Annotated in this window: 20 protein-coding genes; 7 read left to right on the forward strand and 13 right to left on the reverse strand. The window is 58.5% G+C overall.

Annotation, left to right across the window (positions count from 1 at the left end):
* Positions 1 to 110 precede the first annotated feature (110 nt).
* The 8 genes from BGC09_RS12175 to BGC09_RS12210 all read right to left on the reverse strand — a co-directional run bounded on the left by BGC09_RS12175 (position 111) and on the right by BGC09_RS12210 (position 9,398).
* Positions 111 to 1,217, reverse strand: coding sequence for an ABC transporter substrate-binding protein (locus BGC09_RS12175; protein ID WP_069804267.1), 1,107 nt, complete (start codon positions 1,215 to 1,217; stop codon positions 111 to 113).
* Positions 1,218 to 1,627: 410 nt separating this feature from the next.
* Positions 1,628 to 2,596, reverse strand: coding sequence for an ABC transporter substrate-binding protein (locus BGC09_RS12180; RefSeq protein ID WP_176728912.1), 969 nt, complete (start codon positions 2,594 to 2,596; stop codon positions 1,628 to 1,630).
* A 330-nt stretch (positions 2,597 to 2,926) separates the two neighbouring features.
* On the reverse strand, positions 2,927 to 4,009 hold the full coding sequence (locus BGC09_RS12185; protein ID WP_084658583.1) for an ABC transporter substrate-binding protein: 1,083 nt from the start codon (positions 4,007 to 4,009) through the stop codon (positions 2,927 to 2,929).
* A gap of 239 nt (positions 4,010 to 4,248) precedes the next feature.
* Positions 4,249 to 5,115, reverse strand: coding sequence for a class I SAM-dependent methyltransferase (locus BGC09_RS12190; protein WP_069804270.1), 867 nt, complete (start codon positions 5,113 to 5,115; stop codon positions 4,249 to 4,251).
* A gap of 238 nt (positions 5,116 to 5,353) precedes the next feature.
* Complete coding sequence (locus BGC09_RS12195) at positions 5,354 to 6,436, reverse strand: ABC transporter substrate-binding protein (protein ID WP_084658585.1); 1,083 nt, start codon at positions 6,434 to 6,436, stop codon at positions 5,354 to 5,356.
* 84 nt (positions 6,437 to 6,520) lie between these two features.
* The gene (locus BGC09_RS12200) at positions 6,521 to 7,411 is read right to left on the reverse strand and encodes an ABC transporter permease (protein ID WP_084658588.1); all 891 of its coding nucleotides are present in this window, start codon (positions 7,409 to 7,411) and stop codon (positions 6,521 to 6,523) included.
* Positions 7,408 to 8,199 (reverse strand): ABC transporter ATP-binding protein, encoded by a 792-nt coding sequence (locus BGC09_RS12205; protein ID WP_069804272.1) that lies wholly within the window; start codon positions 8,197 to 8,199, stop codon positions 7,408 to 7,410. The genes BGC09_RS12200 and BGC09_RS12205 overlap by 4 nt, the downstream gene beginning before the upstream one ends.
* Positions 8,200 to 8,540: 341 nt before the next feature.
* Positions 8,541 to 9,398, reverse strand: coding sequence for a class I SAM-dependent methyltransferase (locus BGC09_RS12210; RefSeq protein WP_069804273.1), 858 nt, complete (start codon positions 9,396 to 9,398; stop codon positions 8,541 to 8,543).
* A 523-nt stretch (positions 9,399 to 9,921) separates the two neighbouring features.
* Between BGC09_RS12210 and BGC09_RS12215 the strand changes: the two genes are divergently transcribed.
* The 4 genes from BGC09_RS12215 (at position 9,922) to BGC09_RS12230 (ending at position 14,039) form a co-directional block, all read left to right on the forward strand.
* On the forward strand, positions 9,922 to 10,428 hold the full coding sequence (locus tag BGC09_RS12215; RefSeq protein WP_069804274.1) for a hypothetical protein: 507 nt from the start codon (positions 9,922 to 9,924) through the stop codon (positions 10,426 to 10,428).
* A 196-nt stretch (positions 10,429 to 10,624) separates the two neighbouring features.
* Positions 10,625 to 11,740, forward strand: coding sequence for a methyl-accepting chemotaxis protein (locus tag BGC09_RS12220; protein WP_069804275.1), 1,116 nt, complete (start codon positions 10,625 to 10,627; stop codon positions 11,738 to 11,740).
* 320 nt (positions 11,741 to 12,060) lie between these two features.
* Positions 12,061 to 12,990, forward strand: a complete 930-nt coding sequence (locus BGC09_RS12225) for a J domain-containing protein (RefSeq protein WP_069804276.1) — start codon at positions 12,061 to 12,063, stop codon at positions 12,988 to 12,990.
* Positions 12,991 to 13,097: 107 nt separating this feature from the next.
* Complete coding sequence (locus tag BGC09_RS12230) at positions 13,098 to 14,039, forward strand: dihydrodipicolinate synthase family protein (protein ID WP_069804277.1); 942 nt, start codon at positions 13,098 to 13,100, stop codon at positions 14,037 to 14,039.
* A 120-nt stretch (positions 14,040 to 14,159) separates the two neighbouring features.
* Here BGC09_RS12230 and BGC09_RS12235 read toward each other — a convergent pair whose 3' ends face one another.
* Together BGC09_RS12235 and BGC09_RS12240 are read right to left on the reverse strand one after the other, a co-directional pair.
* Positions 14,160 to 15,068, reverse strand: a complete 909-nt coding sequence (locus BGC09_RS12235) for a zinc ribbon domain-containing protein (protein WP_141727763.1) — start codon at positions 15,066 to 15,068, stop codon at positions 14,160 to 14,162.
* 459 nt (positions 15,069 to 15,527) lie between these two features.
* Entirely contained in the window at positions 15,528 to 16,403 is an 876-nt protein-coding gene (locus BGC09_RS12240; RefSeq protein ID WP_069804279.1) for a hypothetical protein, read from the reverse strand.
* 557 nt (positions 16,404 to 16,960) lie between these two features.
* Between BGC09_RS12240 and BGC09_RS12245 the strand changes: the two genes are divergently transcribed.
* Entirely contained in the window at positions 16,961 to 19,096 is a 2,136-nt protein-coding gene (locus BGC09_RS12245; protein WP_141727764.1) for a GAF domain-containing protein, read from the forward strand.
* A gap of 146 nt (positions 19,097 to 19,242) precedes the next feature.
* Positions 19,243 to 19,746 (forward strand): response regulator transcription factor, encoded by a 504-nt coding sequence (locus tag BGC09_RS12250; protein WP_069804281.1) that lies wholly within the window; start codon positions 19,243 to 19,245, stop codon positions 19,744 to 19,746.
* Here the strand turns inward: BGC09_RS12250 and BGC09_RS12255 are convergent.
* The 3 genes from BGC09_RS12255 to BGC09_RS12265 all read right to left on the reverse strand — a co-directional run bounded on the left by BGC09_RS12255 (position 19,743) and on the right by BGC09_RS12265 (position 23,856).
* On the reverse strand, positions 19,743 to 20,909 hold the full coding sequence (locus tag BGC09_RS12255) for a serine/threonine-protein kinase (protein WP_069804282.1): 1,167 nt from the start codon (positions 20,907 to 20,909) through the stop codon (positions 19,743 to 19,745). The two genes, BGC09_RS12250 and BGC09_RS12255, sit on opposite strands and share 4 nt — an antisense overlap.
* 263 nt (positions 20,910 to 21,172) lie before the next feature.
* Positions 21,173 to 22,534, reverse strand: coding sequence for an FHA domain-containing protein (locus BGC09_RS12260; RefSeq protein ID WP_069804283.1), 1,362 nt, complete (start codon positions 22,532 to 22,534; stop codon positions 21,173 to 21,175).
* Positions 22,535 to 22,641: 107 nt separating this feature from the next.
* The gene (locus BGC09_RS12265; protein ID WP_069804284.1) at positions 22,642 to 23,856 is read right to left on the reverse strand and encodes a protein kinase domain-containing protein; all 1,215 of its coding nucleotides are present in this window, start codon (positions 23,854 to 23,856) and stop codon (positions 22,642 to 22,644) included.
* A gap of 382 nt (positions 23,857 to 24,238) precedes the next feature.
* On the opposite strand from BGC09_RS12265, the gene BGC09_RS12270 reads away from it, so the two are divergent.
* Positions 24,239 to 25,048, forward strand: a complete 810-nt coding sequence (locus BGC09_RS12270) for a TIGR01458 family HAD-type hydrolase (RefSeq protein ID WP_069804285.1) — start codon at positions 24,239 to 24,241, stop codon at positions 25,046 to 25,048.
* Positions 25,049 to 25,110 lie beyond the last annotated feature (62 nt).

The following is a 25,110-nucleotide window of genomic DNA, read 5'->3' on the forward strand; positions in this document are numbered from 1 at the left end:
TCATCCTTTCCAGGGCAGGCTTGTTTGCCTGGAGCAAGAGCTAACCAGGGGTAGCAGTGCTGTGGCCAGGCGTGGCCTGGCCTCTTGCTCAGGGCAATGCTGGGCTTGAGCTACACCTGTGGAGTGAAGCCTTGAAGAGCCTGAGCAGCGGTTTGGGTATCAACCAAGGTAGAGAAGGGAGGAATCTTCTTCACCGCCCCTGTTTGAAGGGCAAAGGAAGCGGTCACGTTATAGCCCCGCTCGTTGACGATGGGCGTGGTTGCGTAGGAAGAACGCAGGTCCTGGGCAGCGGCGGCAGCGGTCTTGTCGTCGATGTGAGTATACTTCTGCAAGATCTTGATGGCCTGGTCGGGATACTTCTGGATGAAGGCTAAAGCCATAGCCATAGCGCGCACGAGGGCCTTGAAGGTGTTGGGCTTGGCTCGAATCAGGCTGGCCTTGGCGTAGAAGACCGAGTTGAGCTGGCCCTGCATTTGAGGGACATCGCCGCGCAGGGGACTGATGAAGATGCGTCCCAGGCCCTGAGTTTGGACGGCCTCGCCGACAGGTTTGTAGAAGCTGAGGGCGTCGACACGGCCTGCTTTCAGGGCTGCCACCGCGGCGGAAACGTTGTTGCCGACAGCCACGAGGGTGGCGGACTTGTTGACGTCCAGACCAAAGAGGTGGAAGAGGTAGCTGACAAAGCCGCCGGTTTGGCCAGTAGCGGAAATGACGCCGATCTTTTTGCCGACGAGGGCTTTGACCTTGGCCTCCAGGGGGCTGCTTGCGGAGAGGCCAGTCTGCTGCAGGAACTTGTTACTGACGGTGATATCGTTGGGGAAGGCCACCTGGAGCTGGCCGATGACCTTGACGTCAGCGTCGACCTGCGAAACCAGGAAGGCTTCGGTGAGGAGGCCGCCGACGGCCACCTCAACAGCACCGGAATGGATGGCCTCAGCCATTTGGGGACTGGTGGGTTCAAGCTGGAAGGGGGTAGGGTAGATGGTGAGGCCCTGAGCCTGGAAGTAGCCCTTGTCAAGGGCTACCAGATCTGGCAGGAAGGGAGCTGAAAGACTGTCAACTGCTACCTTCAATCTCATGTTATCCTGGCTCTGGCTGCTCGATGGAGGGGGAGCGCTGGCGCCACAGGCGCTGGTAGCGGACAGCAGCAAGACCAGGATGAGAGCAAGCAGCAAGGAATTGGAATGTCTGAGGAGCCAACGCTGTTGCCTGAGCATTAGTGGGCTCTCCTTAAGTGGCTTGCCGAGCAAACTGTCCATTGAACGATGAACGAACGGGTTTCAGGTATCCTCGGAGCTAGCAGAGGATAGTCAGCAGGCCAGGCTGGTGCTGGCTGTGCTGATGGTGCTAAGGGCGATTTGGCGATAGGAGCGATGCTGATAATGCAAAAGCTAGTGCTATGCGCGACACTCCTCCTGTAGCAGGCTGGTTGGGCAGTCATTTCCCACGAGCTGGCAGCTTAGGCTACCTGCTCCTCTCACTCTTAAATGTGGGCAGAAGGCCCAGTCCATAGTGGCCTCCTCTCTCAGCAGTAAGCGGCGCCCACCAGGGTCATGAAGATCACTGAGTGGGCGCCGCTTACAAGCTTCAAACGTGACAGCTTGGTTGTCTGGACGAACCGGATGCATTACACCTTCGGTGTAAAGCTCTGCAGAGCCTGGGTTGCCGTCTGGGTGTCAACCAGGGAAGAGAAAGAAGGGATCTTCTTGGCAATACCAGTTTGCAGAGCGAAAGCAGCGGTGACATTGTAGGCTTGTTGGTCAACCACAGGAGAAGAAGGGTAGGAAGTACGTAGATCCTGCATGACCGCGGTAGCGGCCTGGTCGCTGATATGGGTGTATTTCTGCAAGATCTTGGCGGCCTGGTCGGGATACTTTTGAATGAAGGCCAGAGCCATCGCGATGGCGCGCACCAAGGCTTTGAAGGTGTTGGGCTTAGCGCTGATGAGACTGGCCTTGGCATAGAAGACCGAGTTGAGATGGCCCGTCAGCTGAGGGACATCGCCGCGCAGGGGGCTGATCAGCATGCGGCCCACTTTCTGAAGCTGGACGGCCTCGCCGGTGGGCTTGAAGAAGCTGAGGGCATCGACGCGGCCCGCCTTGAGAGCGGCGATGGCGGAAGAGACGTTGTTGCCGACCGAGACAAGGGTTGCGTCCTTACTGGCATTGAGACCGAAGAGGTAGAAGAGATAGCTGACAAAGGCGCCAGTCTGGCCGGTGGTAGAGACGACACCGATCTTTTTGCCGACGAGAGCTTTGACCTTGGCCTCCAGGGGGCTGGTCTCGGAAAGGCCAGTTTGCTGCAGGAACTTGTTGCTGACGATGATATCGTTAGGGAAAGCCACCTGGAGCTGACCGATGACCTGGACATTCGAGTCGATCTGTGAGACCAGGAAGGCTTCGGTAGCCAGACCGCCGATGGCGACGTCGATGGCGCCGGAATGGATGGCCTCGGCCATCTGGGGGCTGGTAGGCTCAGTCTGGAAGGGGGTAGGATAGACGGTGAGGCCCTGGGCCTGGAAGTAGCCTTTGTCGAGGGCGACGAAATCGGGCAGGAAGGAGCTGGAGAAGGCGTCAATGGCCACCTTCAGCTTCATATCATCCTGGCTCTTGGTGGTGGTGGTGGTGGTAGAGCTGGAGCCACATGCTGTCACACCCAGTAGAAACAGCGTGAGAAACAGCATGGACAGTGCATTTCTCAGCAGCATCTGCGAGCTGGATCGCATTATGTTCCTCCCAAACTGTATTGAGAGCGAAATGCCAGGTAATCAATTTATGCGGAGCGCTACCGCTCCAACCAGAGAGTGCGGTCGTTGCCGGCCTGGTCTTGGAGCGGCAGCCTCCCGAGAAATAGCTTCTCTAGCGTTACACTACCAACTGCCACTACAAATAGCGTTCGCTCATTGAATCATCCCAGGTCTATAAGGCTAGACGACAGGTGAAAAACCTTGTATCGCCTGAGTAGCCGTATTTGTATCAACGATCGCCTGGAAAGGCGGAACAGCTGATAGCAGACCTGCCTTGATATCAAAAGCAGCGGTGACATTGTAGGCTTGTTGGTCAACCACAGGAGAAGAAGGGTAGGAAGTACGTAGATCCTGCATGACCGCGGTAGCGGCCTGGTCGCTGATGTGGGTGTACTTCTGCAGGATCTTGGCGGCCTGGTCGGGATACTTTTGAATGAAGGCCAGAGCCATCGCGATAGCGCGCACCAAGGCTTTGAAGGTGTTGGGCTTAGCGCTGATGAGACTGGCCTTGGCATAGAAGACCGAGTTGAGATGGCCCGTCAGCTGAGGGACATCGCCGCGCAGGGGGCTGATCAGCATGCGGCCCACTTTCTGAAGCTGGACGGCCTCGCCGGTGGGCTTGAAGAAGCTGAGGGCATCGACGCGGCCCGCCTTGAGAGCGGCGATGGCGGAAGAGACGTTGTTGCCGACCGAGACAAGGGTTGCGTCCTTACTGGCATTGAGACCGAAGAGGTAGAAGAGATAGCTGACAAAGGCGCCAGTCTGGCCGGTGGTAGAGACGACACCGATCTTTTTGCCGACGAGAGCTTTGACCTTGGCCTCCAGGGGGCTGGTCTCGGAAAGGCCAGTTTGCTGCAGGAACTTGTTGCTGACGATGATATCGTTAGGGAAAGCCACCTGGAGCTGGCCAATGACCTTGAGGTCGGCATCGACGCGGGAGACCAGGAAGGCTTCGGTAACCAGACCGCCGATGGCGACGTCGATGGCGCCGGAATGGATGGCCTCGGCCATCTGGGGGCTGGTAGGCTCAGTCTGGAAGGGGGTAGGATAGACGGTGAGGCCCTGGGCCTGGAAGTAGCCTTTGTCGAGGGCGACGAAATCGGGCAGGAAGGAGCTGGAGAAGGCGTCAATGGCCACCTTCAGCTTCATATCATCGCGGGCGCTGCTTGATCCGAAACTCAGATTGCAGCTACTGAAGGTGACACTCATCAAAATAAGCAGACTCAAGACTGACCAGAAAGATCTGGCTCCAAGGGATCGCATGATATTCTCTATCCTCCAATATCAGGATTCCCGAGATCGACCTCGGTGATCGGACGCACTGAAGCAAGCAAAACCAGATGCAGACTCTTCCCCAGCTCTTCAGCGTGAGGGACTGGCCTGTCCAGACCTGGTTTGCTGATTCATGTTGGGAAGAGCAGACAGTTCTGGCTGTCTGCTCCCACCTGTACCAAAGGAGAAGCCTGCCCCTAAAGAGAACCTGCTTCTAAAGCAGTATTGCATTATTTTGATGCATCTATCTTTATTGCCGCTACAAAGTGATGGTAGAGGTTCAGCAAGTCAGGGGTTAGCTCTTCTTTGGAAACGAAGGGAAAAACTGGGCGATTGTACTCCAGAGACTTATGAATACTATAAATAACTGTAGCTCTCCAGCCGTAAGAGCGGAGCAAAGAGACAGGATCGTCGATAGCGCCGATCCAGGGAGAGCCAAGGCTGGCAACGAGCTTTGTGCGTACTTCCAACAGAGGGGAGTTGAGCATAGCGCTGTGGACGGAATCGAAGCCGAGCCAGCTGCCAGGTGCTGCCAGGCTGCTGATCTGCTCAAGGAGCCTTCTGATTTGCTCCTCTGACAGATAGAACAGCAGCCCTTCCACCAGCCAGACTGCCGGGAGGTGAGGATCGTAGCCGGCCTGCAAGAGAGCATCTGGCCACTCAGGAGCGGTCAGGTCGACTGCCAGACTATGGCGTTCACACCGGGGATGGGCGCCCTGCTTTTGCAAGACCTCCTCTTTGTATTCAAGAACCATTGGCTGATCCAGTTCGAAAAAGCGTGTGTCCTCGGGCCAGTCCATACGGAAAGCGCGGGTATCCAGGCCGGCGGCAGGAAGCACAATCTGCCTGATTCCTTTCTCAAATGATAATTGATGCAAGCACTCATCGAAGAAGCGTGTGCGTACAACAATGGGAGCTCCTTGATCCTTGATCAGGAGCCGACGTCTTTCTCCCTCCTCGGTTGCCAGGGCGGCGGCCCAGGGATCATCAAAGAGGCGGTCGGGCCTTTGGCTCTCGAAAGCGCGGACGGCAGCCGTCATAAAAGCGCTAGGGCCGATCAGCTCCTTGGGAGTTGAGGGATAAGCTGTTTCTGACATCGACAAGGTCTCCTTCCTTTGCTCCTCAAAGAAATTCCAAGCATTAGACGCCAGGCGGGCATCAACGACCCGCCTACCGTCCGATCAACCGCTCAGCCGGACATAAGTTGGCCAGAGAGAAGCAACCGTCCCACGTGGCTGCTTCATGAGCACCGGGCCTCTCTGGCCAGGAGGTGGGGCAGAAGACGCACCTCCGACAGTGTCACAGCCATGAATTGGCGACATTAGCCAGGCTCTGCTACACAGTGGGACGAAAGCCCTTCAGAGCCTGGCTGGCGGTCTGAGTGTCCACCAGCTGCTGATAAGGTGGAGCACTGCTAATCAGACCGGTTTTGCTATCGAAAGCGATAGCGACGTTGTAAGCCTGTTGATCGACAACCGGCGTCGATGGATAAGACTGGAGCAGGACCTGCCTTGCTGCGGCGATTGTCCTGTCGTCAACCTGCGTATACTTTTGCAGGATTCCCATTGCTCGATCTGGATACTTTTGAATGAAAGCCAGAGCCATAGCAATGGCGCGCACCAGGGCCTGAATCGTCTTAGGCTTGGAGCGAATGAGGCTGACTTTGGCATAGAAGACAGCATTGAGCTGGCGGGCCAACTCAGGAACATCTCCCTTCAAGGGGCTGATCCAGATATGGCCCAGGCCCTGAGACTCAATCGTCTCTCCCACCGGCTCAAAGAAACTCAGTGCATCAACGCGCCCAGCCTTCATCGCAGCTACCGCACTGGCCACTGTTGGGCCGAGCGTCACCAGGCTAGCTACCTTCTTGGGATCGAGGCCAAAGCGACGGAAAAGGTAAGAAACAAACGCCCCAGTGAGTCCCGTTGTCGAGACGACACCGATCTTCTTGCCGGCGAGCGCTTTCACCTTAGCCTCCAGAGGGCTACTCTCGGTCAAGCCAGTCTCCTGCTGGAGCTTGTTGCTGACAGTAATCGCCCCGGCCAGGCCGACCTGGAGCTGGCCGATCACCCTGATCTCAGGGTCGACCTGAGAGAGCAGAATCGCCTCGGTCAGCAGGCCCCCGAGAGCCACCTCGATGGCCCCTGAGCGCACAGCCTCAGCCATCTGAGGGCTAGATGGCTCTGTCTGGAATGGCAGCGGATAGACTGTCAGTCCCTGAGCCTTGAAATAGCCCTGATCGGCGGCTACAAGATCGGCCAGATAGCCACTTGAAAGGCTATTAATGGCCACCTTCAACCTCATATCGTCGGCAGAAGCCGTATTTTGGGCTGGGCCACAACTTGAGAAACCCAGCGCAATCAGTATGCATACCAGGGCTAAACAAAGCCCCCGATCCATCAGAGAAGATTGCCTCATTGCCTCTTTTCAATCGCCAGGAAAGCCTGCTCAGTGGCTCCCGAGATAGTGGAGGCATTGTCTGCTCTCGCAATGCCGATCCTCTCAGGACTGATCAGCGCTGCTGAGCTTGAGGCCGGCTTTCCAATGGGAAGTCTTCCGGTCGATAAGATTCACCACTGCATTGAGCAGTCCTGCGATCAGCGTCAGGACCAGCAACGCAGCGAAGATACCGGCAGCGTTAAACGATTCGCCGGACGACTGAATCAGATAGCCAATGCCGCGGTTGGCCCCGATCTGCTCCGCCACAATGGCCCCAATCAGGGCATACGGGATAGCAACGTGCAGGCCGGTCAACACCGAGCCAGTGGCCGAAGGAAGAATCACCTTAAAGACCACGTCGCGCTGGCGCCCTCCCATCAGGCGCACCGCATCGACCAGGTGCTGATCGACATTGCGCACCCCGTTGAGCGTATTCAAGAAAATCAGGAAAAAGACCGTCACAGCGGCCAGCACCACCTTCATCGGGATCTCGATCCCCAACCAGAGAATGAAGAGCGGTGCCAGGGCAATCTTCGGAATGCTGTTCAAAGCAATGATGAACGGGTTGAAGATCCGCTCCAGGGTTGGCTGCAGACCAAAAAGGAAGCCTAAGAGCAACCCACTCACGACGCCGAAGAACAAGCCAAGCAGCGTTTCCTCCAGAGTCACCGCCGTATTAATGATGAGCGTACTTTCATACCAGGGATCTCCGTCGCTGAGCCAGGCGATGGTCTGGCGAAAGATGGCCAGCGGGTTGCTCAGAAAGGAAGAATCGAGAATCGTCCCTGACGCCAATTGCCAGAAGAGCAGCACGCCTACCACCAGTAGCAAGCGGGCCCCATAGATCAGCCACTGCTGACGCTGCTTGCGCTGCTGGGCCTGTCTGACCAAAGTCGAAGGCCCCACAAGGACAGACCTCGACTGCTCCGAGCTGAACTGGTTCACCAGACTCATAGCCTTACCTCCTGCCTCTGCACTTGCAGACGGGACTCCATGAGAGCATCCCAGAGACGTCGATGTAGATTGGTAAACTCCGGGCGAAAGCGAATATGGATGGCATCGCGTGGGCGAGGCAAGGTGACTGGCTCATCAGCGATAATGTGACCTCCTGTACCCAGCACCACCACGCGGTCGCCCAAGATAATGGCCTCCTCCAGGTCATGAGTCACAAAAAGCACGCTAGAGCGTTGCCTGGACCATAGTGAGAGCAGCTCATTTTGCAGCTCTAGACGCAACTGCGCATCGAGCGCACCGAATGGCTCATCCATCAGAAGCGTTTCTGGCAGAGGTACCAGCATGCGAGCCAGGCTGGCCCGCCGTAGCATACCGCCCGAAAGCTCGTGGGGATAAAGCTTCTCAAAGCCTTGCAGACCAACCAGACGAATGAGCTCGGCAGCACGTCGCCGCCGCTCTGCTGGTGGAACCCCTCTGATCTCCAAGGGCATTTCGACGTTGCGCTCGACCGTTCGCCAGGGCATCAGCGTGTCCTTCTGGGTCAGGTAACCCACTTCCAGCCGTGGCCCACTGATAGGAGCCCCTTTGTAGTAGACCGCCCCCGAGCCAGGGGGAAGCAGGCCGGCGACGATATTGAGCAACGTTGTCTTGCCGCAGCCGCTCGGACCGGCGAGGACCACGAAGCTTCCGCTTTCAATATCGAGATTCACGTTGTGCAAAACTGCAATTTCACGATCATTGCGAACGAATGACTTGCTGAGCTGTTCTATATGTATGACGATACTCATGAAGCTGCTCCTTATGGGACCTGGAAGAGTGACAAGGGTGGCGAGGGCTCGCCTTCCAGGCCAGGCACAGGTGTCTCCTTGTCCTCGCGTTGTTGCTGGCAGCGACCTCGACGACCAGCGCCAGCGGGCGGCTCGGTCGCCCGCTCAAGTCTGGTTGCAGCTGATACGAGCTGACCTGATCACATCTGGTCTGCTCTGGCCAGTGACGAAGGAAGCGGCTGGGCGGGCCAGTCCTGAAGGGGGCCAGCCCAGTCTGCTGCTGGATTTGCTCTCTCGCGCCGCGCAGCGAGGCTCAGGTTGGCGAACGAACTTGTTACTCCTTCCTTACCCTGCAGATTTCGTCATTCTTGCTTCTCTGGAGACCAGCGCCTGGCGGTGACGAGCATGTGATAGAGCTTCTCGGTCTCGGCGTTGAGAGCCTCGGGAGCGATAAACGGGAAGATCGCTCGGCCATACTCGTACCCCTTACGCGCATTAGGCACAAAGCTAGCCTGCCAGCCAAAGGAGGCTAGCAACGAGACCGGATCATCGATAGCGCCGATCCAGGGGGCCCCGTTTTTCTTAGTGAGCTGGATGCGTGAGCGTGTCAGCGGCGAAGAGAGCATGGCGCTATGGATCGCATCGAAGCCGAGGCAGCTCCCTGGGGCAGCCAGGCGACTCAGACGAGCCAGCAGCTGGCAGGTCTGCGTGAGGGGAAGGTAGAAGGAGAGGCCTTCTACGAGCCAGATCGAAGGAAGAGCTGGCTCAAAGCCGGCCTGCAGTAGCTGGCTTTCCCAGGGAGAGGAGGTCAGATCGGTGGCCACAATAGCGCGTTGGCAGCGGGGCTGAGCCTGATGGGCCTGAAGCCGGGCCTCCTTGTATGCGACAACGGCGGGTAGGTCAAGCTCGAAGAAGTGGGTAGCCGGAGGCCAATCGAGGCGAAAAGCCCGCGTATCGAGACCGGCAGCGAGCAGCACGATCTGACGTAATCCCTCCTCAAACGTCAAATGCTGCAGCCACTCATCAAAATAACGGGTGCGCACAATGATCGAAGCGCCCCTGTCCTCGCCCTTTTCAAGGATAGCGAATCCCTCGCTGCTGGCCAGCAAAGCGGCCCAGGGATCATCGAAGAGCCGATCTGGTCGCTGGCTCTCGACGGCGCGCGCCGCCGCTGTCAGGAAAGCGGTCACGCTGATGCGCTGTTTCGCCGAATCACGCATATCTGTCACAGGGGTCTCCCAGTGTATCGTTTCTGCCATAATCTAGAGCTAGCCATCACTATTGCAAGAAAACAGGCAAATTATATGGTTACAAAGACTTAGTAAGCGCCATCGCATACTTAGTCGCCAGCATCACCGGGAGCCCCTCAATTGAAGAGCTTATTCTGACTGAAGAGCTTGACTTATTTCTTTCTCTGGATCTATGATATAAAGCCTTGTCAATACCTCACTGGGTAGAAGACCCTAAAGAACCGGGCATTTCTATCTATGAAAGGATAGTACCTTCTGCGGATTTATGCAATATTTGCCCGGCATTTTTATATAATCTTAATATTTGAGAATGCCATCATCTGTTAAAATAACTAAGCGAGGAGTCGGCTCTGTGGGAATAACCCTATAAGCAGCACCAGAAAGCGGTTACCGTCTTTCCCCGAATTGTGGAGCTCTATGAATCGAAGAAGGTCAGGAGCCTGATGGTACCAGGCTCCTGGCTCCTTGTTTAGAACAGGAAGAGCCTTGATCGATGTATCGCCTGGACTTTGAAACAATGAAGCAGGTCATGCGCGAACATCGCAAAACCGGACTCCTCTATGCCGACCTTCCCTGGGGAGTCCCGGGGATGCCGGAGCCATGCCGTGTTGAGATCATTCTGCGTGCAGGACAGATTGTCTCCTGCTTCTTCGTTGGCAAGAGCGGGCGGCGTCTGAAAGAAGAAGACGCTTCGTCAAAGCTCGCGCGCCTGGGAAAGCTCGACTGGACTTTTGTTCCTCAAGAGGAAGTGCCCACCGAGTTGCCCTCTGCGCCCGGGCAGGCGAGAAATGTCACCACAGGGCCCTCAGTTTTCCCGCAGCGCCTGCTGCATCTGGAACAGTGGCAGATGGTCGGCTGGTCGCGCATGCATCGCATGGTTTTTGCTCTGGCTGACGGAACCCGTTCTGTCGAGAAAATCGCCGAGATTCTCTCGACCTCTCCCGATGCGGTGCGTGCTATTCTGCGCGATCTCCAATCGATCGGCGTGATCCGTCTGTAGCACCGTGGCGAAGGGGGGACTCGCGATCAGCCGGGCTGGTACTGTCGGGCACAAAGGAGCAGGTTCCTAAGCAGAGGTGGCTCTCTGGGAGAAAGGTGTCTGGTGCGCTTTTCTTTCCCGATGCATATTTCCTTGCTGGTTTCCCAGCTATTCACTTTTACCTGTCTTGTGAGAACAAGGAAGGAAAGGCTTCCCGATGAAAAGGATCACCGTTGCTGATCTCGATACGCAGAGTACCGATGCGCAAGTGCCCAGTTATCTGGCTTCTGACCACCGTGAGAACCCCTGGCTGCGCTGGTGGTACCGGCTGGCCTCCCCTCTGATGCCACCGGCCTCGGCCTCCTTCCAGCGTCGCGAGCTCTTCCGGCGTGGGCGAACCGGCAGCCAGATTCTTCCTGCCCTCTACCTCCTGCTCATCGTGGCTCTGCCTGCCGGTTTCCTTGGCACCAATTTCTACCTGGTGCCGATTGTCATCGTCTGCTTCTTCATGTTGGTGATTGCCACGGTGCTGAACCGTCTGGGCTTTGTCAATGCTGCCGGCTTCATCGTGGTCTTGACCTTTATGTTCTTCCCCATCGCCGATATTGTGACCACCCCTGGCGGTATCAATATGATGGATCTGCCGGTTTTCGGCATGCTGATCCTCCCGCTGGTCTGTGCTGTCTCCTTCCTGGCGCCCTGGTGGGTCTTCGTAGTGGCTCTCATCAACTGTCTCTTTACCTTCTTTGCGCTGACGCAGCTCCCCCAGACGCCCGAGCTGATGGGTATGCTCGAAATCAACTTCACTGGCATCATTAGTCCTATCCTCATCAGCCAGATCATCATCTCGGTCGTGGCCTATGTCTGGGTCAGCAGCACGGTGCATGCTCTGGCGCGTGCTGACCGCGCTGAGGAGATCGCCCGTCTGGAGCATGATCTGGCCCTGCAGGCTGAGGCCGCGGCCCGGCAGAAGGAGCAGTTGGAAAACAGCATTCAGAAGATCGTGGAGACCCATACCCGGGTGGCCAACGGCGACTACAGCGCTCGCGTGCCGCTGACGAGAGACAATGTCCTCTGGCAGATCTCTGGCTCACTCAATAACTTGCTGGCTCGCATGCAGCGCTTGTCTCAAGACTCTGGCGAGCTACAAAAGATGAAACAGGGCTTCTATCAGCTGCGGGAAGAGAACAGGCGTTTGCGTGAGGCCGTCCTGGCCCTTCAGCAACTGCGCGAGGAAGAGGGCCGCTCGCGGGGAACCTCGCCCAATCTCTCGCAGTTTTCGCCCGATGATCCCAGAAAGCTGATGTGGCAGACCGGCGAAGAGCGCTTTTGAGGGGAGTCCCTCTGGCTGGCCAGCGCTGGAGCTGGATGCTCATTCGGGCGTGCGGCCTCGATCTCTGGCCATGCTGTGTCCAGCACTCCCTTGGAGGCAGAGCTGCTATCGAAGACTGAGCAGACGGCAGTCTATCTAGGTCGACTGAGACTCGTCAAACTCAGCTGTCCTCAGATTCTTTTTGGTCTGGGCCCCGGCCAGCCTGCTGGAACTGAAACAAAGACGTGGCTCAGGCGTATTTTCTCTGTGGTATCATACGTACTGGTTAACAAGAAACCGGGCGGCATGCTCCACGAGCTGGATGCTGAGATGGGCACTCGATGAGTCCTTTTGTCGACTATTATGCTGTGTTAGGGATAGAGGCCAGTGCCTCCCCTGCCGAGATCAAGGCTGCTTTCAAGAAGTTGGCGCTTCGCTATCATCCCGATGTCTATAAAGGCGAGGATGCTGAGGAGCGCATGCGTCTGATTCTGGAAGCGTATCAGACGCTCAGTGATGCTGAATTGAGACGTGCCTACGATGAGCGTCGCCGGCAACAGCCTGGCCTGGCAGGGGCGGCTCGCTCAACACTGACGGAGAGAGAAGGTAGCAGCTCTGCTACAGCGGCTAAGACTGAGGTCTCGCCGCAGGCTCGTCGCGATCGCCAACGCCATTATGATTTTCCGACGCTGGATGGCTCAGCGACCATCTATCTAGGCGAGATCATCTACAGTCTGGACGCCGAGCAGGCCGCTACCTTGAGGGAGCAGGGACTGCTGCGCGGTAGCGCTGGCAGTGGCCGGGCCCGCAAAGATGGAACGGTCCATGTGCCGCTCTCGCCGGCTGCGGGATCGTCAGGGGGCGATATGCGCTATTGCCATCGCTGTCGCCATCGTTGGTCTGCTCCCGAGGGGACAGTATCGGCCTCAGTTCAAAGAGTTGCCTGTCCGCGCTGTCAGGCCTACGACTGGGCGGAATATCTGCTGTTGCGCTGTGTTCACTGTCGAGCTGTCTTCGAAAGTGAGCAGATTCGCTATGAGGTCGGCGTCTATCGCTACAGCGGAGGCCGGCTCTGTCCCCCCTACGAGCTTTTTCCGCTCTGCCCTTATTGCGCCCGTTCTCACTGGTGTCCTGCTGAGGAGGCACGTCTTGAGCGAGAGCGGGCAGCAGCGGCGCGACGGCGTGGCCTCTCTTTTCTCCTGGCACTGGTCTTCCTGCTCGCAGTGGTTGCTGCGCTGAGCTTCATGGCCCTGACCACTCTCATCCATTGAGGAGGAGAGGCCAACCTGGTGCTGGCTGAGGCGAGATCTGTTCTTCTCCTTCCCGCCGTCCACAGGATTCTGCCGGTAGTATGGCCTACCAGGGGGAAAGAAGAGACATGTCAGCCTTGCTGTTAGAAGGGATCTATCCGCCGGTCCCAACGTTTTTCTCGCCTGACGAGGAGCTTGACCTGACAACACTGGAGAGCCATCTCCGCTGGCTGGCGGCGAGCGGTATCGCCGGCTATGTGGTCCTTGGCTCTAACGGCGAAGCGCCCCATTTGACCGCTGAGGAGCGAGTGCTGGTCATTCGCACTGCGCGTCAAGTCATCGACCAGCTAGCCTATCCCAAGGAAGCGGCGCGTCCCCGGCTCCACCTGCTTGCCGGTTGTGGCGAACAGTCAACACGGGCCACTGTCGCTGGCTGCGAGCGGGCGGCCCAGGCAGGAGCTGACGCTGTCCTGGTACTGCCTCCTTTCTATTTCCGCGGACGGATGAACGGAGCGGCCCTGCTGGCTCATTATCGGGCAGTCGCTGACGATTCTCCGGTGCCCGTCGTTATTTACAACATGCCAGCCAACACAGCAGGTCTAGACCTGGAGGCATCGCTGATTTGCCGGCTGGCCGAGGAGCATCCCAACATTATTGGCCTCAAAGATAGCGCTGGTAACATTGCCAAACTGGCCCAGATCAGCGGCGAGCTACAGGCCAGCCGTCCCGATTTCTCCGTGCTGGCTGGCAGTGCTGGTTTCCTGCTGCCAGCCCTGGCGGTCGGCGCACGGGGAGGTGTGCCAGCCCTGGCCAACGTCCTGCCACAGCAAGTTTGCCAGGTCCAGACGCTTTTCGCGTCCGGGCGACTGGAAGAGGCTCGCCGTCTACAAGCGCGTCTGGTGGCCCTCAATACCTTGCTGACCGCAACCTATAGCGTGGCCGGACTTAAGGCTGCTCTGCAGCTGCTCAAGGGCTATGGGGGCCGGCCTCGCTCGCCAGTCTTGCCACTGGATGAGCAAGAGCTTGCTCGGCTCAGGGCCGCCCTGGTCCCTTTCATCGACGAGGGCTAAGCTGACAACATGCCGGCCTCTGGCCCAGACTGGACAGGACTGCCAGGCCCACGAGCATGAGGGGCGCTGCTCGCTCGAACAATCGAACGCCGTAGCGGCCCTCGCTCGTCTGAGTCAGGGTTAGCTACTCTCCTGAACTGTGAAGGTGGCCACCTGGGCAAGTTGAGCGTCGCTGCAGTCGGAGGTGGTGCACCAGTAAATCTCGACCGCCCCCTGGCCGGCCAGATTGTAGTAACCGGCAAAGTAGCCGGCGTCGTAGTCTGGTTTCACCTGCAAAATTTTGTTATCAAAAGCGTGTAAATTATTAAGATACCACTTGGCTACCATGTAGCCGCTACTACCGCTCTTTATTTCAAAGGTGGCATAGATAGTTTGGTGCGTCTTAAAGGTCGAGGTCAGGTGAGTTGGCGCCACATCTTTCACCTGATCGGCCATCTGCACCTTAGTGACAATGGCGCTGGCCGAGGTAACGATGGGCGAGCCAGAGGGTGAGGGACCCTGCTGGTTAGAAGAGGCTGGGGTAGTTGGAGCCTCGGTCGCTGTAGGCGTCAGCAGGCTGTTGGCGGTGCCTTCCTCTGCCGCAGCTGTAGCAGCGACAGCGGTGGCAGTTGCATTGATGCTGCTGACCACCGTATTGGAAGCATTGCGAGCCAGAAGGAAGAGACCACCGCAGCAGGCAGCGACGATGACCAGCAGAACGACGCCGGTGATGAGCAAGACCTTGCCAAGGTTGCTCTTACGCGGTGGGGTAGGGGGTGGGCCATAGGGACCTGGGCCGCCGGGTGCATACGGTCCGACTGGGGGAGGGCTATAGGGATCGGTGGGCATATTCGGCGTGCCATAAGGAAACCCTCCCTGGGGACCGTAGTTAGTAGCCGGCGGCGGGGGAGGGGTCTCCTGCTGGGGAGTGGCTGCCACAGTAGGGTCGTAGGGGGTCTGGCCAGCAAGATTATAGGGTGTAGGATTGCCGCAGACCGGGCACGAGGCGGCTCCTGTAGGGAGCGCTGCCCCGCAACGATTGCATTGCATAGGGAAAAACCTCCTCACTCAAGTAGACCAGCAGCCGATGGGTGTTCAGCAGAACCAATGCTGTGGTCCGGGAACCTCTGAACTGAGATACTGGGGAAGCCTGCCTGGACCTGTCTGTCTGTCTGTCTGTCTGTCTGTCTGTCTGTCTGTCTGTCTGTCTTCCTGCCTACCTGCCCTTTTCCCTTCCTTACGGGACGCAGGCATGTTCCTTCTTCCCTCCCAGCCTCTTGCCAGCCGTCCCCTGCTATTGATCCTGTTTCTGCCTGCTCCCCGGCCTGGCTGACTGCTCTCTCAGTCTGACACGCATCATCGTGGCTGCCAGGTGGCAGCTCCTAGCCACCTTTAGAGAAAACGCTGGCAAGGCGATCATTTTGCAGGAAGATTTACTCCTTGCCGAAGCGGAAGCGGGAGAGGGACTGGCTCCCGCCACACCGGGGTTAGCCGGGGTAAAGCAGTCCATCACCCGGTCACAACCGTAAAGGTGACGTGCTGGGCCAGGACGCGGTCCGTGCATTGCGTGGTGCTGGCCCAGTAGAGATCAACGCTTCCTGTCCCGGGCTGGCCGTAGATAGCGTAGGAATAGCCAGTTTGGCTGTAGGGCCTGACAGGAAAAGCAAAGTTAGTCACACTATTGCCATTAAGATACCAGTAAACGCAGACGGCCCCGGCCTGGCCATGTGGATGGAGGCCAAACGTGACATAGATAGCTTGATTCGTCTTAAAAGTAGTCGTCACCTGAGTGGGCTGGCCGGTCTGCGCATTGACAGCGCTGGCCAGCTGAGGCTGATCAATATAGGACTGCCCGGGAAGCGCTGTCGCGGAAGGAGAGGCAGTAGCGCTGGTCTGCGGTGTTGCTAACCCGTTATGGCTTGCCGTGGCGGTCACTGCGTTCTGCAAGCTGGCACTACTCCCGTTCGAGTTAACCACCATATTGGTGGCCATGAACCAGACAAAGAGCAAGATAATAGCTGCTGTTACCAGACAGGCGGCTGAAGCAAAGAAACCCAGGCGAACGTGGCCGGGACGATAAGCAGGAGCGGCGAAGGCGGCACCTGCTGTGGCTGGTGTAGCAGGAGAGAACTCCTGCGGGGGCGCAGCCTGCTGAGGGGGGGCTCCGGCAAGCCAGAGCGGCTGTTGTGCCTGGGGTGGTTGTTGTACCAGCTGAGGCTGGAAGACAGTGGTTGGGCTGGCGGGATCAACGTCGTTCCAGTCCCCCCCTCCTGGCGGCAGGGAAGTTGGCTGGGATGCCGGCCCAGACTGAGGCCAGCTCGGAAAAGGCATTTGCTCAACGGAAGTGGGGGCCATCCCCGCGCTGCCAGGTTGGATCTGGGGCATCGGGGTCGGAACCGCTCCCCATTGGTATTCAAACGGCGCTGCCCTATCAGGGGCCAGAGTCGGTGACGAGGGGGGGACCTGGCCCAGGACTGAGCCACAGCGGGGGCAACGGCTATCTGTCCAGCCTGGCGAGAGCGGCAGGCCGCAGTGTGAGCACCTTCTCATCGGTCGTTTCTCCCATACATGCTTACGAGTGATCTCAGCGTTATTTCCCGTTACTTTTTTAGTAACGGTCAAAGGATGAACCAGCGGGCGGCTCTTCCCCTGAAAAGGCTATCACACATAGGCCGCAGTCAGGCCCGCTGGCGGGAAAAGCCTGGAGAAGGCCAGACAGCTATATACTGGCCGCTATCTATGATATAATGTGGTTCAAGTTCGTAGCGGTCGCTGCTGAACAACCACGGGCAGAGGATAGCACATCTCTCTGAAGCAGAAAGGTTGGATAAGACATCTGGCCTGGTTGACCTGAGAAGATCTGGCCCTTTCCTCTGAGGAAGAGGGCGCATCTTCCATCCGTGGCTGCAAGAAAGGCGGTGACCAGAACAGGGTGACAGGACGTGTCGCAACAGTGTGAAGTGGAGCAGGTGCTAGGCCAACACCTCTCACGGTTACAAATATGTTTACAACGTGCGTCCGGCGCAGGCTCTGGACCCGAGGAAGGGAGCGATGCCTGGCTCTTCTTGCAGGCGCTGATAGGGGAAGATGAAGCCGGGCTGCGGAGTTGCTTTGAGCGCTCGGGGCGCTGGCTGGCGGAGCAAGGGGGAAGATTGGACGCCCGCCTGGAGGCCATGCAGGTCTATATCGATGCCCTCAGCGAGGAGCTACAGGCTATTTTTGCTGATCAGCCCCAGTTACTGGCTGCAGCGCTTGCGCGCCTTTATCGGCTTCAGTCGACCTGCTCGCTGGCCCTGACTCAAGGCTATCAGGAGGCGATGAGTCAGCTTGCAGACCAACAGCGGCACTTGCTGGAACGCCATAGCCGGCATCTCCTGGCTCTGCAGCGCATCAATGGCATCAACAACTCCAGCATGGATCTTGACCAGACGCTGGAGATGACGGCCCGCATTGTGGCCGAGGAGCTGCAAGTCGCGCTGTGCGCAATCTTCTTTTACGATGAGCTGCAGCGCTTGTTGACCCTGCGGGCAACCAATGGCCCAAGACCGCTTGGAGGCATGCATTTCACTCTGCGCCTGGGTGAAGGATACAGCGGCTGGGTGGCAGATAAAGGCCATCCCCTCTTGGTGCGCGACGTGATGAGCGACCCGAACTTTGCAGCTGAGGCCACCACCTACGACACAGAGTATCACGGCCTGATGGCGCTCCCGATTATCTTCTTTGGCTCAGTCGAGCGCCTGATCGGCGTCATCAGCGTGCAGTCGGAGGAGCCGCGCGACTTCACGCCTGACGAGATCAACTTTCTAGAAGTGGTGGCGGGGATCATCGCCATCAATGTCGAAAATGGGCGCCTCTACGAGCAAACCGATGAGCAGCTGCGGCGCAAGGTCCACGAGCTGGCAACTATTCACCGCGTGACCACTGTCATTGCACGCACCTTAAACCTCGACGAAGTGCTGCAGATGATCACGACTCAGGCGGTGCATCTCAGCGGCGCCGAGCGCTCGTGCATCTTCGAACTGGATGCGGAGATGCAGACCCTGCACATTCTGGCCCACTATGGCTTTGGCGGCAGTCAGATCCAGCAGGCGCGTGTCAAAGTAGGCGAGTGTTGCGCGGGGCGTGCTGTCCAGACGGGGCGCCCGATCATGCTCGTCGACTGTTTCCAGCAAGATGAGAAATGTTTCCTGCGGGCTGATCCCTTCATTTCGTCAGAGATCCATTCAGTGCTTTGTGTGCCGCTAGAGGTAAAAAGGAAAGTTTTGGGCTGTATCTGTATCTATAGTAGTCACAGGCACTTGCTGAGTCCTGAGCAGATGCAGCTGGTGGTGACCTTTGCGAATGAAGCGGCCATCGCCATTGAGAATGCGCGTCTCTACGAGGAGACGCGGCGAGGTTTGGAGCTGAAGTCGATGCTGCTGCGCGAGCTGCATCACCGGGTCAAGAATAACCTGGCCACGGTGGCCGGCATTCTCTCGCTGCAGCGCCGGCGGACGCGCTCGCCCGAGGTTGGCAATACCCTGGCGGAGAGCGTCAATCGGGTCCAGGGGTTGGCGGCCACCCATGATCTGCTGGCGCATGAGGACCTTAGCGAGGCGCGAGTTGATGATATTGCACGCAAGATTGTGGGCGTTGCCAGTGCTAATCTCAGTCCACCGGAGGCCCATATTACCTTTAAGGTTGAGCCATGTCCGATCGTCATTCCCTCGCGGGCGGTTACGATTCTGGCCCTGGTGCTCAATGAGATGGTCTCCAATGCCATTAAGCACGGCATGGCTGACCTGAGTGAAGGCACAGTCTTAGTGCGAGGACGTGAAGAGGAGGGCATGGTAGTGGTTGAGGTCATTGATACGGGAAGAGGGCCGAAGAAACCCTTGGAGGAAGAAGAGAGCGGTGAGGGGCTGGGCCTCTCATTGATTCGCAATTTGCTCGCTGATCTGCGTGGGCGCTTCAGTCTACGGCGTGTGAGCGAGCTTGAGCCGCCAGCTAACACGCCTGGCCTCAAACCAATCTGCGGGGGCTATACGGTGGCGGAGGTGCGCTTCCCCCTGACACGCACGCATGCTCTTGCCTCGTAAACTGCCTGAGTCGTACCGGTGAGCTGGCCAAGTGAGTGCTGCACTGCCCCAGAGGCTGGGGTAAAGCCTTACCGTGGAAAGGATAGAGGTCGTGGCCCCGTGTGGGCCTGTTCTGGCTGCTATTGCGGTTGGGAGAAGGTGATGACATGTCTGTTCAAGAGCACAAGCCGAAGATTCTCATTGTTGAGGATGACGAAGCCATTCTTAATGTCCTCAGTCTTTTTCTGTCCTATGCTCACTTTGAGGTACGTGGGGCACGCAGCGGAAAAGAAGCAATGGAGCTTGTGCCCAGCTTTGGGCCGCAGCTCATTGTTCTCGATCTGAACATGCGGCCTATTTCTGGCTGGGAGGTGCTGCATTGGTTACGTGCCAGCAAGCTGAGTCCCCCCATCCGCGTCCTTGTCTTGACAGCCTCGACACGTTTGAGTGAGCAGGTGCGTGGTCTGGAGGAAGGGGCAGTTGACTACTTAACCAAGCCGACGCAGCCGAGTGTCCTGGTTGAGCGCATTCGGAGTATTCTGGCCATGAGCGACGAAGCGTTGCTTTCGCTGCTCCAGAAGCGCCTGCAGCAGCAGCGTCGCGTTCTGGAGCAGCTTGTTCAGGCTAGCAAGGATGAAAAGATGAATGTTTCTATTATCAAGACCTGTTAAACGGGGACGGTGATAAGAGCGTGTCCACAGGCAGTACAGAAGCGAGTGCTGGCCAGGTGGATGCGTCCGCAGCCGGGGCACTGGTTGATTGGGCAGCCGCAGCGGGTGCAGTAGCGCATGTGGGGTTTATTCAGATGCTGGCAATTAGGGCAGAGGTAGCCAGTGGCATGTGGTTGAGCTGCTCCTCCGGGTGAGGCGGGTCTGGCTGGTAAAGCGGCTGGGGCTGCCTGGGCAGGCTGTGGGACTGGTGGGGAGGGCGGGACGAAGCGCTCCCCTGGATAGGCTGGTTGGTAGGCTGGCAGTCGACCGGTAGCATGGATTGCCAGATCGAGCGCATCGGCCAGCTCGCTGGCGCGTTGGTAGCGCTGGGCGGGGTCCTTCATCAGGGCAGTCAAGATCACTCGCTCCACCGGTAGGGGCAGAGTGGGATTGAAGCGGCTTGGTGGTAGAGGTGGCTCGTAGAGGTGGCTGTGAGCCAGGGCCGGGTAATTGTCGCCGAGGAAGGGAGTGCGACCGGTCACGGCCTCGTAGAGCATGACGCCCAGGGCATAGATATCGGCCCGTCCATCGACCTGCCCGCCCATACACTGCTCAGGGGACATATATTCAGGGGTGCCAACGCCGGCGCCCGGGCGTGTCAGCTGCTCGTGGCTGCTTGCCAGGACCTTAGCGATGCCAAAGTCCGAGAGAATAGGGCGGCCCGAGCGATCCATCAACACATTGACCGGTTTCACATCGCGGTGAATGATCCCCTGGTCGTGAGCATAGCTGAGGGCGTCGGCAATCTGACGAAAGACATGTGCGGCCTCTGTCAGATCCATCGTTTTCCCCTGGGCGCGGAGCTGGTCAAGCCGCTGCTTCAGTGTCCCCCCATCGACCAATTGCATAACGATATAGAGCAGCCCATTATATTCGCTGGCGTCATGGACCGTGACGATATTGGGATGAGACAGGCGAGCGACCAGGCGGGCTTCGAGGTTAAAGCGCTCGACGAAGCTGCGGTCTGAGGCGTACCAGGGCGGGAGCACTTTAATTGCGACCTCGCGATCCAGATTTTCCTGGCGGGCGCGATAGACGCGGGCCATGCCGCCCTGGCCCAGCGGGGCCAGAATCCGATAGTTTCCGAGTGTTGCTCCGATCAGCTCATCGTGTTGTGGCTGCACAACTCACCCCATTGAAGAGGGCACCCTGTTGGAGGCTGCGGGCCAAGAGGCCAGCAACCAGCCGCGGCATCCAAAGTGATGCGACGCGGCGGGTGCCCGACCGATGTGACACACGTTCCGGGCCTGCCTGACCTGGCGAAGGGAGGCAAACCCGGGGCCGAAGAACCAAACCAACAAGCCAGACCCAAGGAAGAGTACCGTGCCAGGCTGCAGGAAGCCAGCCGGGCCGGATGCCAGTACGCTGAGCCACCACAGATCTGTCATCAACGTTTGGCGAAGACAAGCACGGTTTGCCCGAGCTGGATCTTATCCCCCTCCTGGAGCGGATAGGGCTGGTACTTAGTGATCGTCTGGCCATTCAGCCGGGTTCCGTTGGCGCTCCCCTCATCTTTCAGGGCATAATTGCCATTGCCCATATTGATGATCGAAGCGTGCAAGCGAGAGACAGCCAGGTCCTCCAGGAAGATATCGCTTTCGCGGCTGCGCCCGATGCTGAGCGAGTCCTTGCGGATCTCGTAGACGCGACCGGCCTCCTTCCCTTCTTCGACGCGCAAGATCCCGATTCGACCCTGCGGTCCTGTTGCGCGCAGCATCGTCTTATCGGCCTCGGAGAAGGCGGAAGGAGTAAGCTCCTGGGGTTGACCGAACTGGCCGGGCTGGCCAGCGGGGCCGGTGGGAGCGAAGCCGGGCAGAGAGACTGGCTGCTGAGCCTGCTGAGGCGGCTGCTGCCAGGGGCTGCCGGTGGGCGAAGGAGGCGCAGGTGTGGCGGGGACCTGCCCCATCAAGCCGGCACCCTGTGGAGGCTGGAGTCCCTGGCCCCAGGGCTGGGAGGGAGAAGCGCCCTGGGCCTGAGCCTGGGCCCAGGGGTCGGCAGATGCAGGCTGTCCTGTTTGTTGCCCGCTCTGACCCCAGGCAGGCATCCCTGTTGAGCCAGAAGGCGGCTGCTGGGTCTGCTGTGACAGGCTCCAAGGCGCAGTGTTGCCACTCTGCGGGGCGGGCTGGCCCCACGGGTTCTGAGCACCTGCCAGCGGCTGGCTCTCCCAAGGCGAAGCGGGGTTGCCGGCAGGCGCACTATCCCAGCTCGCGCCCGAGGGAGAAGGTGCTCCCTGGGCCTGCCCCGGGGGCATCCCCCACGGAGGGCTTTGCGGTTGCGCTTGAGCACCCCAGGGAGACATTTGCTGTGCTGGCTGCTGGGCCTGGGGCTGAGGCTGGGGAACGGACCAGGGAGCTGGCTGGGGCTGTGCTCCTGCGGCTCCTGCGCTGCTACCACTCCAGGCGCCCGGCTGCTGAGCCTGAGCTGGATTTTGGGCGCTCCAGGGCGAGAAAGGAGGCTGCTGCTGTGGTTGGGCCGCCATGCCTGGGCCGGGGCTGCCCCATGCGCCGGGCTGCTGTGCTTGGGGAGGCTGGCCCCAGAACTGGTCGGGGGCGTTCCCCATCGCTTGCTGGCCCCACCCTCCGGGGGCGGCCTGGCGCTGCCATTCTGGCACCTGAGCCTGCGCGGCGCTCGTCTCCTCATCGCGCTTCTTGCCGCTGCTGCGTATCAGCAAGATGGCCCCCACGATCAGGATGATAACGACGACCGCTGCAATGACGAGGATGAGCGGACTCGAGAGTAGATTATGCATACTGGTTCACCCCTCCGAGTTGTAGGAGCTGCCTGGCCGATCCACATATCCTCGCGGAGAAAGCGACCGCGTGGGCCGTCCCTACAACTGCAAAATAGCGTAATAGCTCAGCGCAGTTCAAAGCGAACCTCGACGCTGCCGAAGCGGAGAATATCTCCATCCTTAAGTACATGCTCCTCATGCGGTGCAAGAACCACTCCATTTAAGCGGGTTTTATTCAGAGCGTTCAAGTCCTCAACGGTAAAAGTACCATGCTGATTGCGGATATAGGCATGCCGTCTGCCAACTGTCTTATCCATGAGATTAATCTCGGGGTAAATCCCAAGAATGGGATCGTGGCGACCGACAACCATTTGCTCACCGGTAAGAGGAAAGACCTGGCCCGTAGCGATAACGACCAGGCGGGCCTGTTTTTGAGGAGGCATGCGGGGAGGAGCGGAGCGCTCTCCCTCGGGGGGCTCGGCACGCTCATCAGCGCCCACCTCGTGGACACGCTGCTGCAGCTGCTCCAAGGCGGCCAGGAACTCCTGGGGAGTCTGATAGCGCTCTGCAGGCGCCTTGGCCATCGCCGTCTGGAAAAACTGGTCCATCTCCGGCGGCAGCCCTGGCCGCTGCCGGCAGATCGAGGGCACTTTCTCGTTCATGTGCTTGATGACTATATCGACCGCTGTCTCACCCTCGAACGGCGGATGGCCGGTCAGCATTTCAAACAGGACGGTGGCGACCGAATAGAGATCCGAGCGGGTATCCGCCGAGCGCCCGCTCTCGGCCTGCTCGGGCGCAATATAGTAAGGAGTGCCCATGAACATGTTTGACCGGGTCAGGGTAACCGTCTCGCTGCTGCGTGCTAGCCCGAAGTCGGTGATTTTGACGACATCCTTCGTGTTGATCAGGATGTTCTGGGGCTTGATATCGCGATGAACTACGCCATGCCGGTAGGCAACGTCCAGACCCTCGACGATCTGATGCGCATAGTTGAGCGCGCGCGAGGGCTTCAGTGGCCCATAGGTAATCGTATGGTACTTGAGGTTCTGCCCATCGATGTAATCCATCACGATAAAGTGCATGTTGTGGTCTTCCCCATAGTCGATGATGCGCACAATATGGGGATCACTCAGGTGCAACAGGATGCGGGCCTCACGCTGAAAACGGGCCAGCAGCTCGCTGTCCCCCGCCAGCTCGACGTGCAAGACCTTGATGGCATAAATATGGTTGTTTTCGAGGTCACGAGCAACATAGACGGTGGCGAAGTTGCCCCGCCCTCTTTCGTCAATCAGTTTGTAGCGACCCTTGATGACACGCCCGATCATGTCACCGTCCATGGCGCAATCTCCTACTTAAAGGCTATTCCTCGCGGCTATTATAGCATCATTCCCTGTCTCATGTCATTGGTACGTGGCTTTTTTCATCGCTCCCATCTCGGGAAACCGGTGCTGACAGACCGGGTAAGACATAGTAATAGGCTACTCTTCGAGCAAACTCCTCTGCACTTCTTGCTTCGCAGGCCAGGAACGCATATAGTGATAACGAAGGCTCGCCGACCTTCCTCTGCCTTGCGTGAGGAGGATCTACTGCGAAAAGGCCCTTTTCCAGGATGATGGCGCCAGCATTCCCTACTGTAGAGTAGACTCTTTCTTGACCAGTAGTGATCTTCCTATATTGTCTAGCTTTGTTCGATAAATCTGGATGAGGAGGAGACAGCTGATGGAGACTATTCGCGGCGTGCTGCTGGATATTGATGGGGTGCTGCATGTGAGTATGCAGCCCATTGAGGGCGCTGCCGAGGCGCTGCGCTGGTTAGAGCAGCAGGGGTATCGCTATGCCTTTGTAACCAATACCACGACTATGGCCCGTCCGACACTGGCGCAACGTCTCCAGGCGATCGGGCTGCCAGTCTCTGCTGAGCAGCTTATTACGGCTCCTGTAGCGACCGCCGCCTATTTGCGCCACGCCTATCCAGGCAAACGCTGCTGGCTGCTCAGTAAGGGGGATACGGCGGCGGATTTCGCTGGCGTTGAACTGGTTGAGCCTGGCAGCTCGGGAGCGGAGCACGTCGATGTAGTGGTGATCGGAGGGGCCGAGGAACTGCTTTCCTATGAGAATATGAACCGGGCTTTTCGCCTGCTGATGGCTGGCGCCGATCTGGTCGCCATGCATAAAAACCTCTACTGGCGTGTGAGCGATGGGTTGCGCCTCGATAGCGGGCCGTTCGTCTCGGCTCTAGAGCTGGCCTCTGACAAGCAGGCCGTGATCATTGGAAAGCCCGAGCGGGCCTTCTTCGCGGAGGCTGTACGCTTGCTCGGAACGGAGCCGGAGGAGACGCTGATGGTAGGCGACGATCTTGTCAATGACGTTCAGGGGGCCAGGCGGGCCGGTCTGCGGGCCTTGCTTGTCTGCACTGGCAAGCACGGACCGGATACGCCTCTGCTCAGGGAGTGCCCGCCGGAGGAGCGGCCCGAGGCGTTGCTGCCTTCGGTAGCGGCTTTACCTGACTATCTTGCTGGCCAGAGCTGAGGGGGGATGAAGCCGGTCCGGTCAGGCGGGCGACCTGGTGTGCTCTCGCCTTCCGCGGAAAA

Origin of the sequence: Thermogemmatispora onikobensis, assembly GCF_001748285.1 — a bacterium.
Taxonomy (GTDB): Bacteria; Chloroflexota; Ktedonobacteria; order Ktedonobacterales; family Ktedonobacteraceae; genus Thermogemmatispora; species Thermogemmatispora onikobensis.

Excerpts from the sequence above, each read along its gene's own strand:
- BGC09_RS12260 (WP_069804283.1), bottom strand. The coding sequence starts at position 22,534 with ATGCATAATCTACTCTCGAGTCCGCTCATCCTCGTCATTGCAGCGGTC.
- BGC09_RS12175 (WP_069804267.1), bottom strand. The coding sequence starts at position 1,217 with ATGCTCAGGCAACAGCGTTGGCTCCTCAGACATTCCAATTCCTTGCTG.
- BGC09_RS12205 (WP_069804272.1), bottom strand. The coding sequence starts at position 8,199 with ATGAGTATCGTCATACATATAGAACAGCTCAGCAAGTCATTCGTTCGC.
- BGC09_RS12240 (WP_069804279.1), bottom strand. The coding sequence starts at position 16,403 with ATGCCCCAGATCCAACCTGGCAGCGCGGGGATGGCCCCCACTTCCGTT.
- BGC09_RS12270 (WP_069804285.1), top strand. The coding sequence starts at position 24,239 with ATGGAGACTATTCGCGGCGTGCTGCTGGATATTGATGGGGTGCTGCAT.
- BGC09_RS12235 (WP_141727763.1), bottom strand. The coding sequence starts at position 15,068 with ATGCAATGCAATCGTTGCGGGGCAGCGCTCCCTACAGGAGCCGCCTCG.
- BGC09_RS12210 (WP_069804273.1), bottom strand. The coding sequence starts at position 9,398 with ATGCGTGATTCGGCGAAACAGCGCATCAGCGTGACCGCTTTCCTGACA.
- BGC09_RS12250 (WP_069804281.1), top strand. The coding sequence starts at position 19,243 with ATGTCTGTTCAAGAGCACAAGCCGAAGATTCTCATTGTTGAGGATGAC.
- BGC09_RS12195 (WP_084658585.1), bottom strand. The coding sequence starts at position 6,436 with ATGAGGCAATCTTCTCTGATGGATCGGGGGCTTTGTTTAGCCCTGGTA.
- BGC09_RS12225 (WP_069804276.1), top strand. The coding sequence starts at position 12,061 with ATGAGTCCTTTTGTCGACTATTATGCTGTGTTAGGGATAGAGGCCAGT.
- BGC09_RS12200 (WP_084658588.1), bottom strand. The coding sequence starts at position 7,411 with ATGAGTCTGGTGAACCAGTTCAGCTCGGAGCAGTCGAGGTCTGTCCTT.
- BGC09_RS12215 (WP_069804274.1), top strand. The coding sequence starts at position 9,922 with ATGTATCGCCTGGACTTTGAAACAATGAAGCAGGTCATGCGCGAACAT.
- BGC09_RS12220 (WP_069804275.1), top strand. The coding sequence starts at position 10,625 with ATGAAAAGGATCACCGTTGCTGATCTCGATACGCAGAGTACCGATGCG.
- BGC09_RS12190 (WP_069804270.1), bottom strand. The coding sequence starts at position 5,115 with ATGTCAGAAACAGCTTATCCCTCAACTCCCAAGGAGCTGATCGGCCCT.
- BGC09_RS12265 (WP_069804284.1), bottom strand. The coding sequence starts at position 23,856 with ATGGACGGTGACATGATCGGGCGTGTCATCAAGGGTCGCTACAAACTG.
- BGC09_RS12185 (WP_084658583.1), bottom strand. The coding sequence starts at position 4,009 with ATGCGATCCCTTGGAGCCAGATCTTTCTGGTCAGTCTTGAGTCTGCTT.
- BGC09_RS12230 (WP_069804277.1), top strand. The coding sequence starts at position 13,098 with ATGTCAGCCTTGCTGTTAGAAGGGATCTATCCGCCGGTCCCAACGTTT.
- BGC09_RS12180 (WP_176728912.1), bottom strand. The coding sequence starts at position 2,596 with ATGAAGCTGAAGGTGGCCATTGACGCCTTCTCCAGCTCCTTCCTGCCC.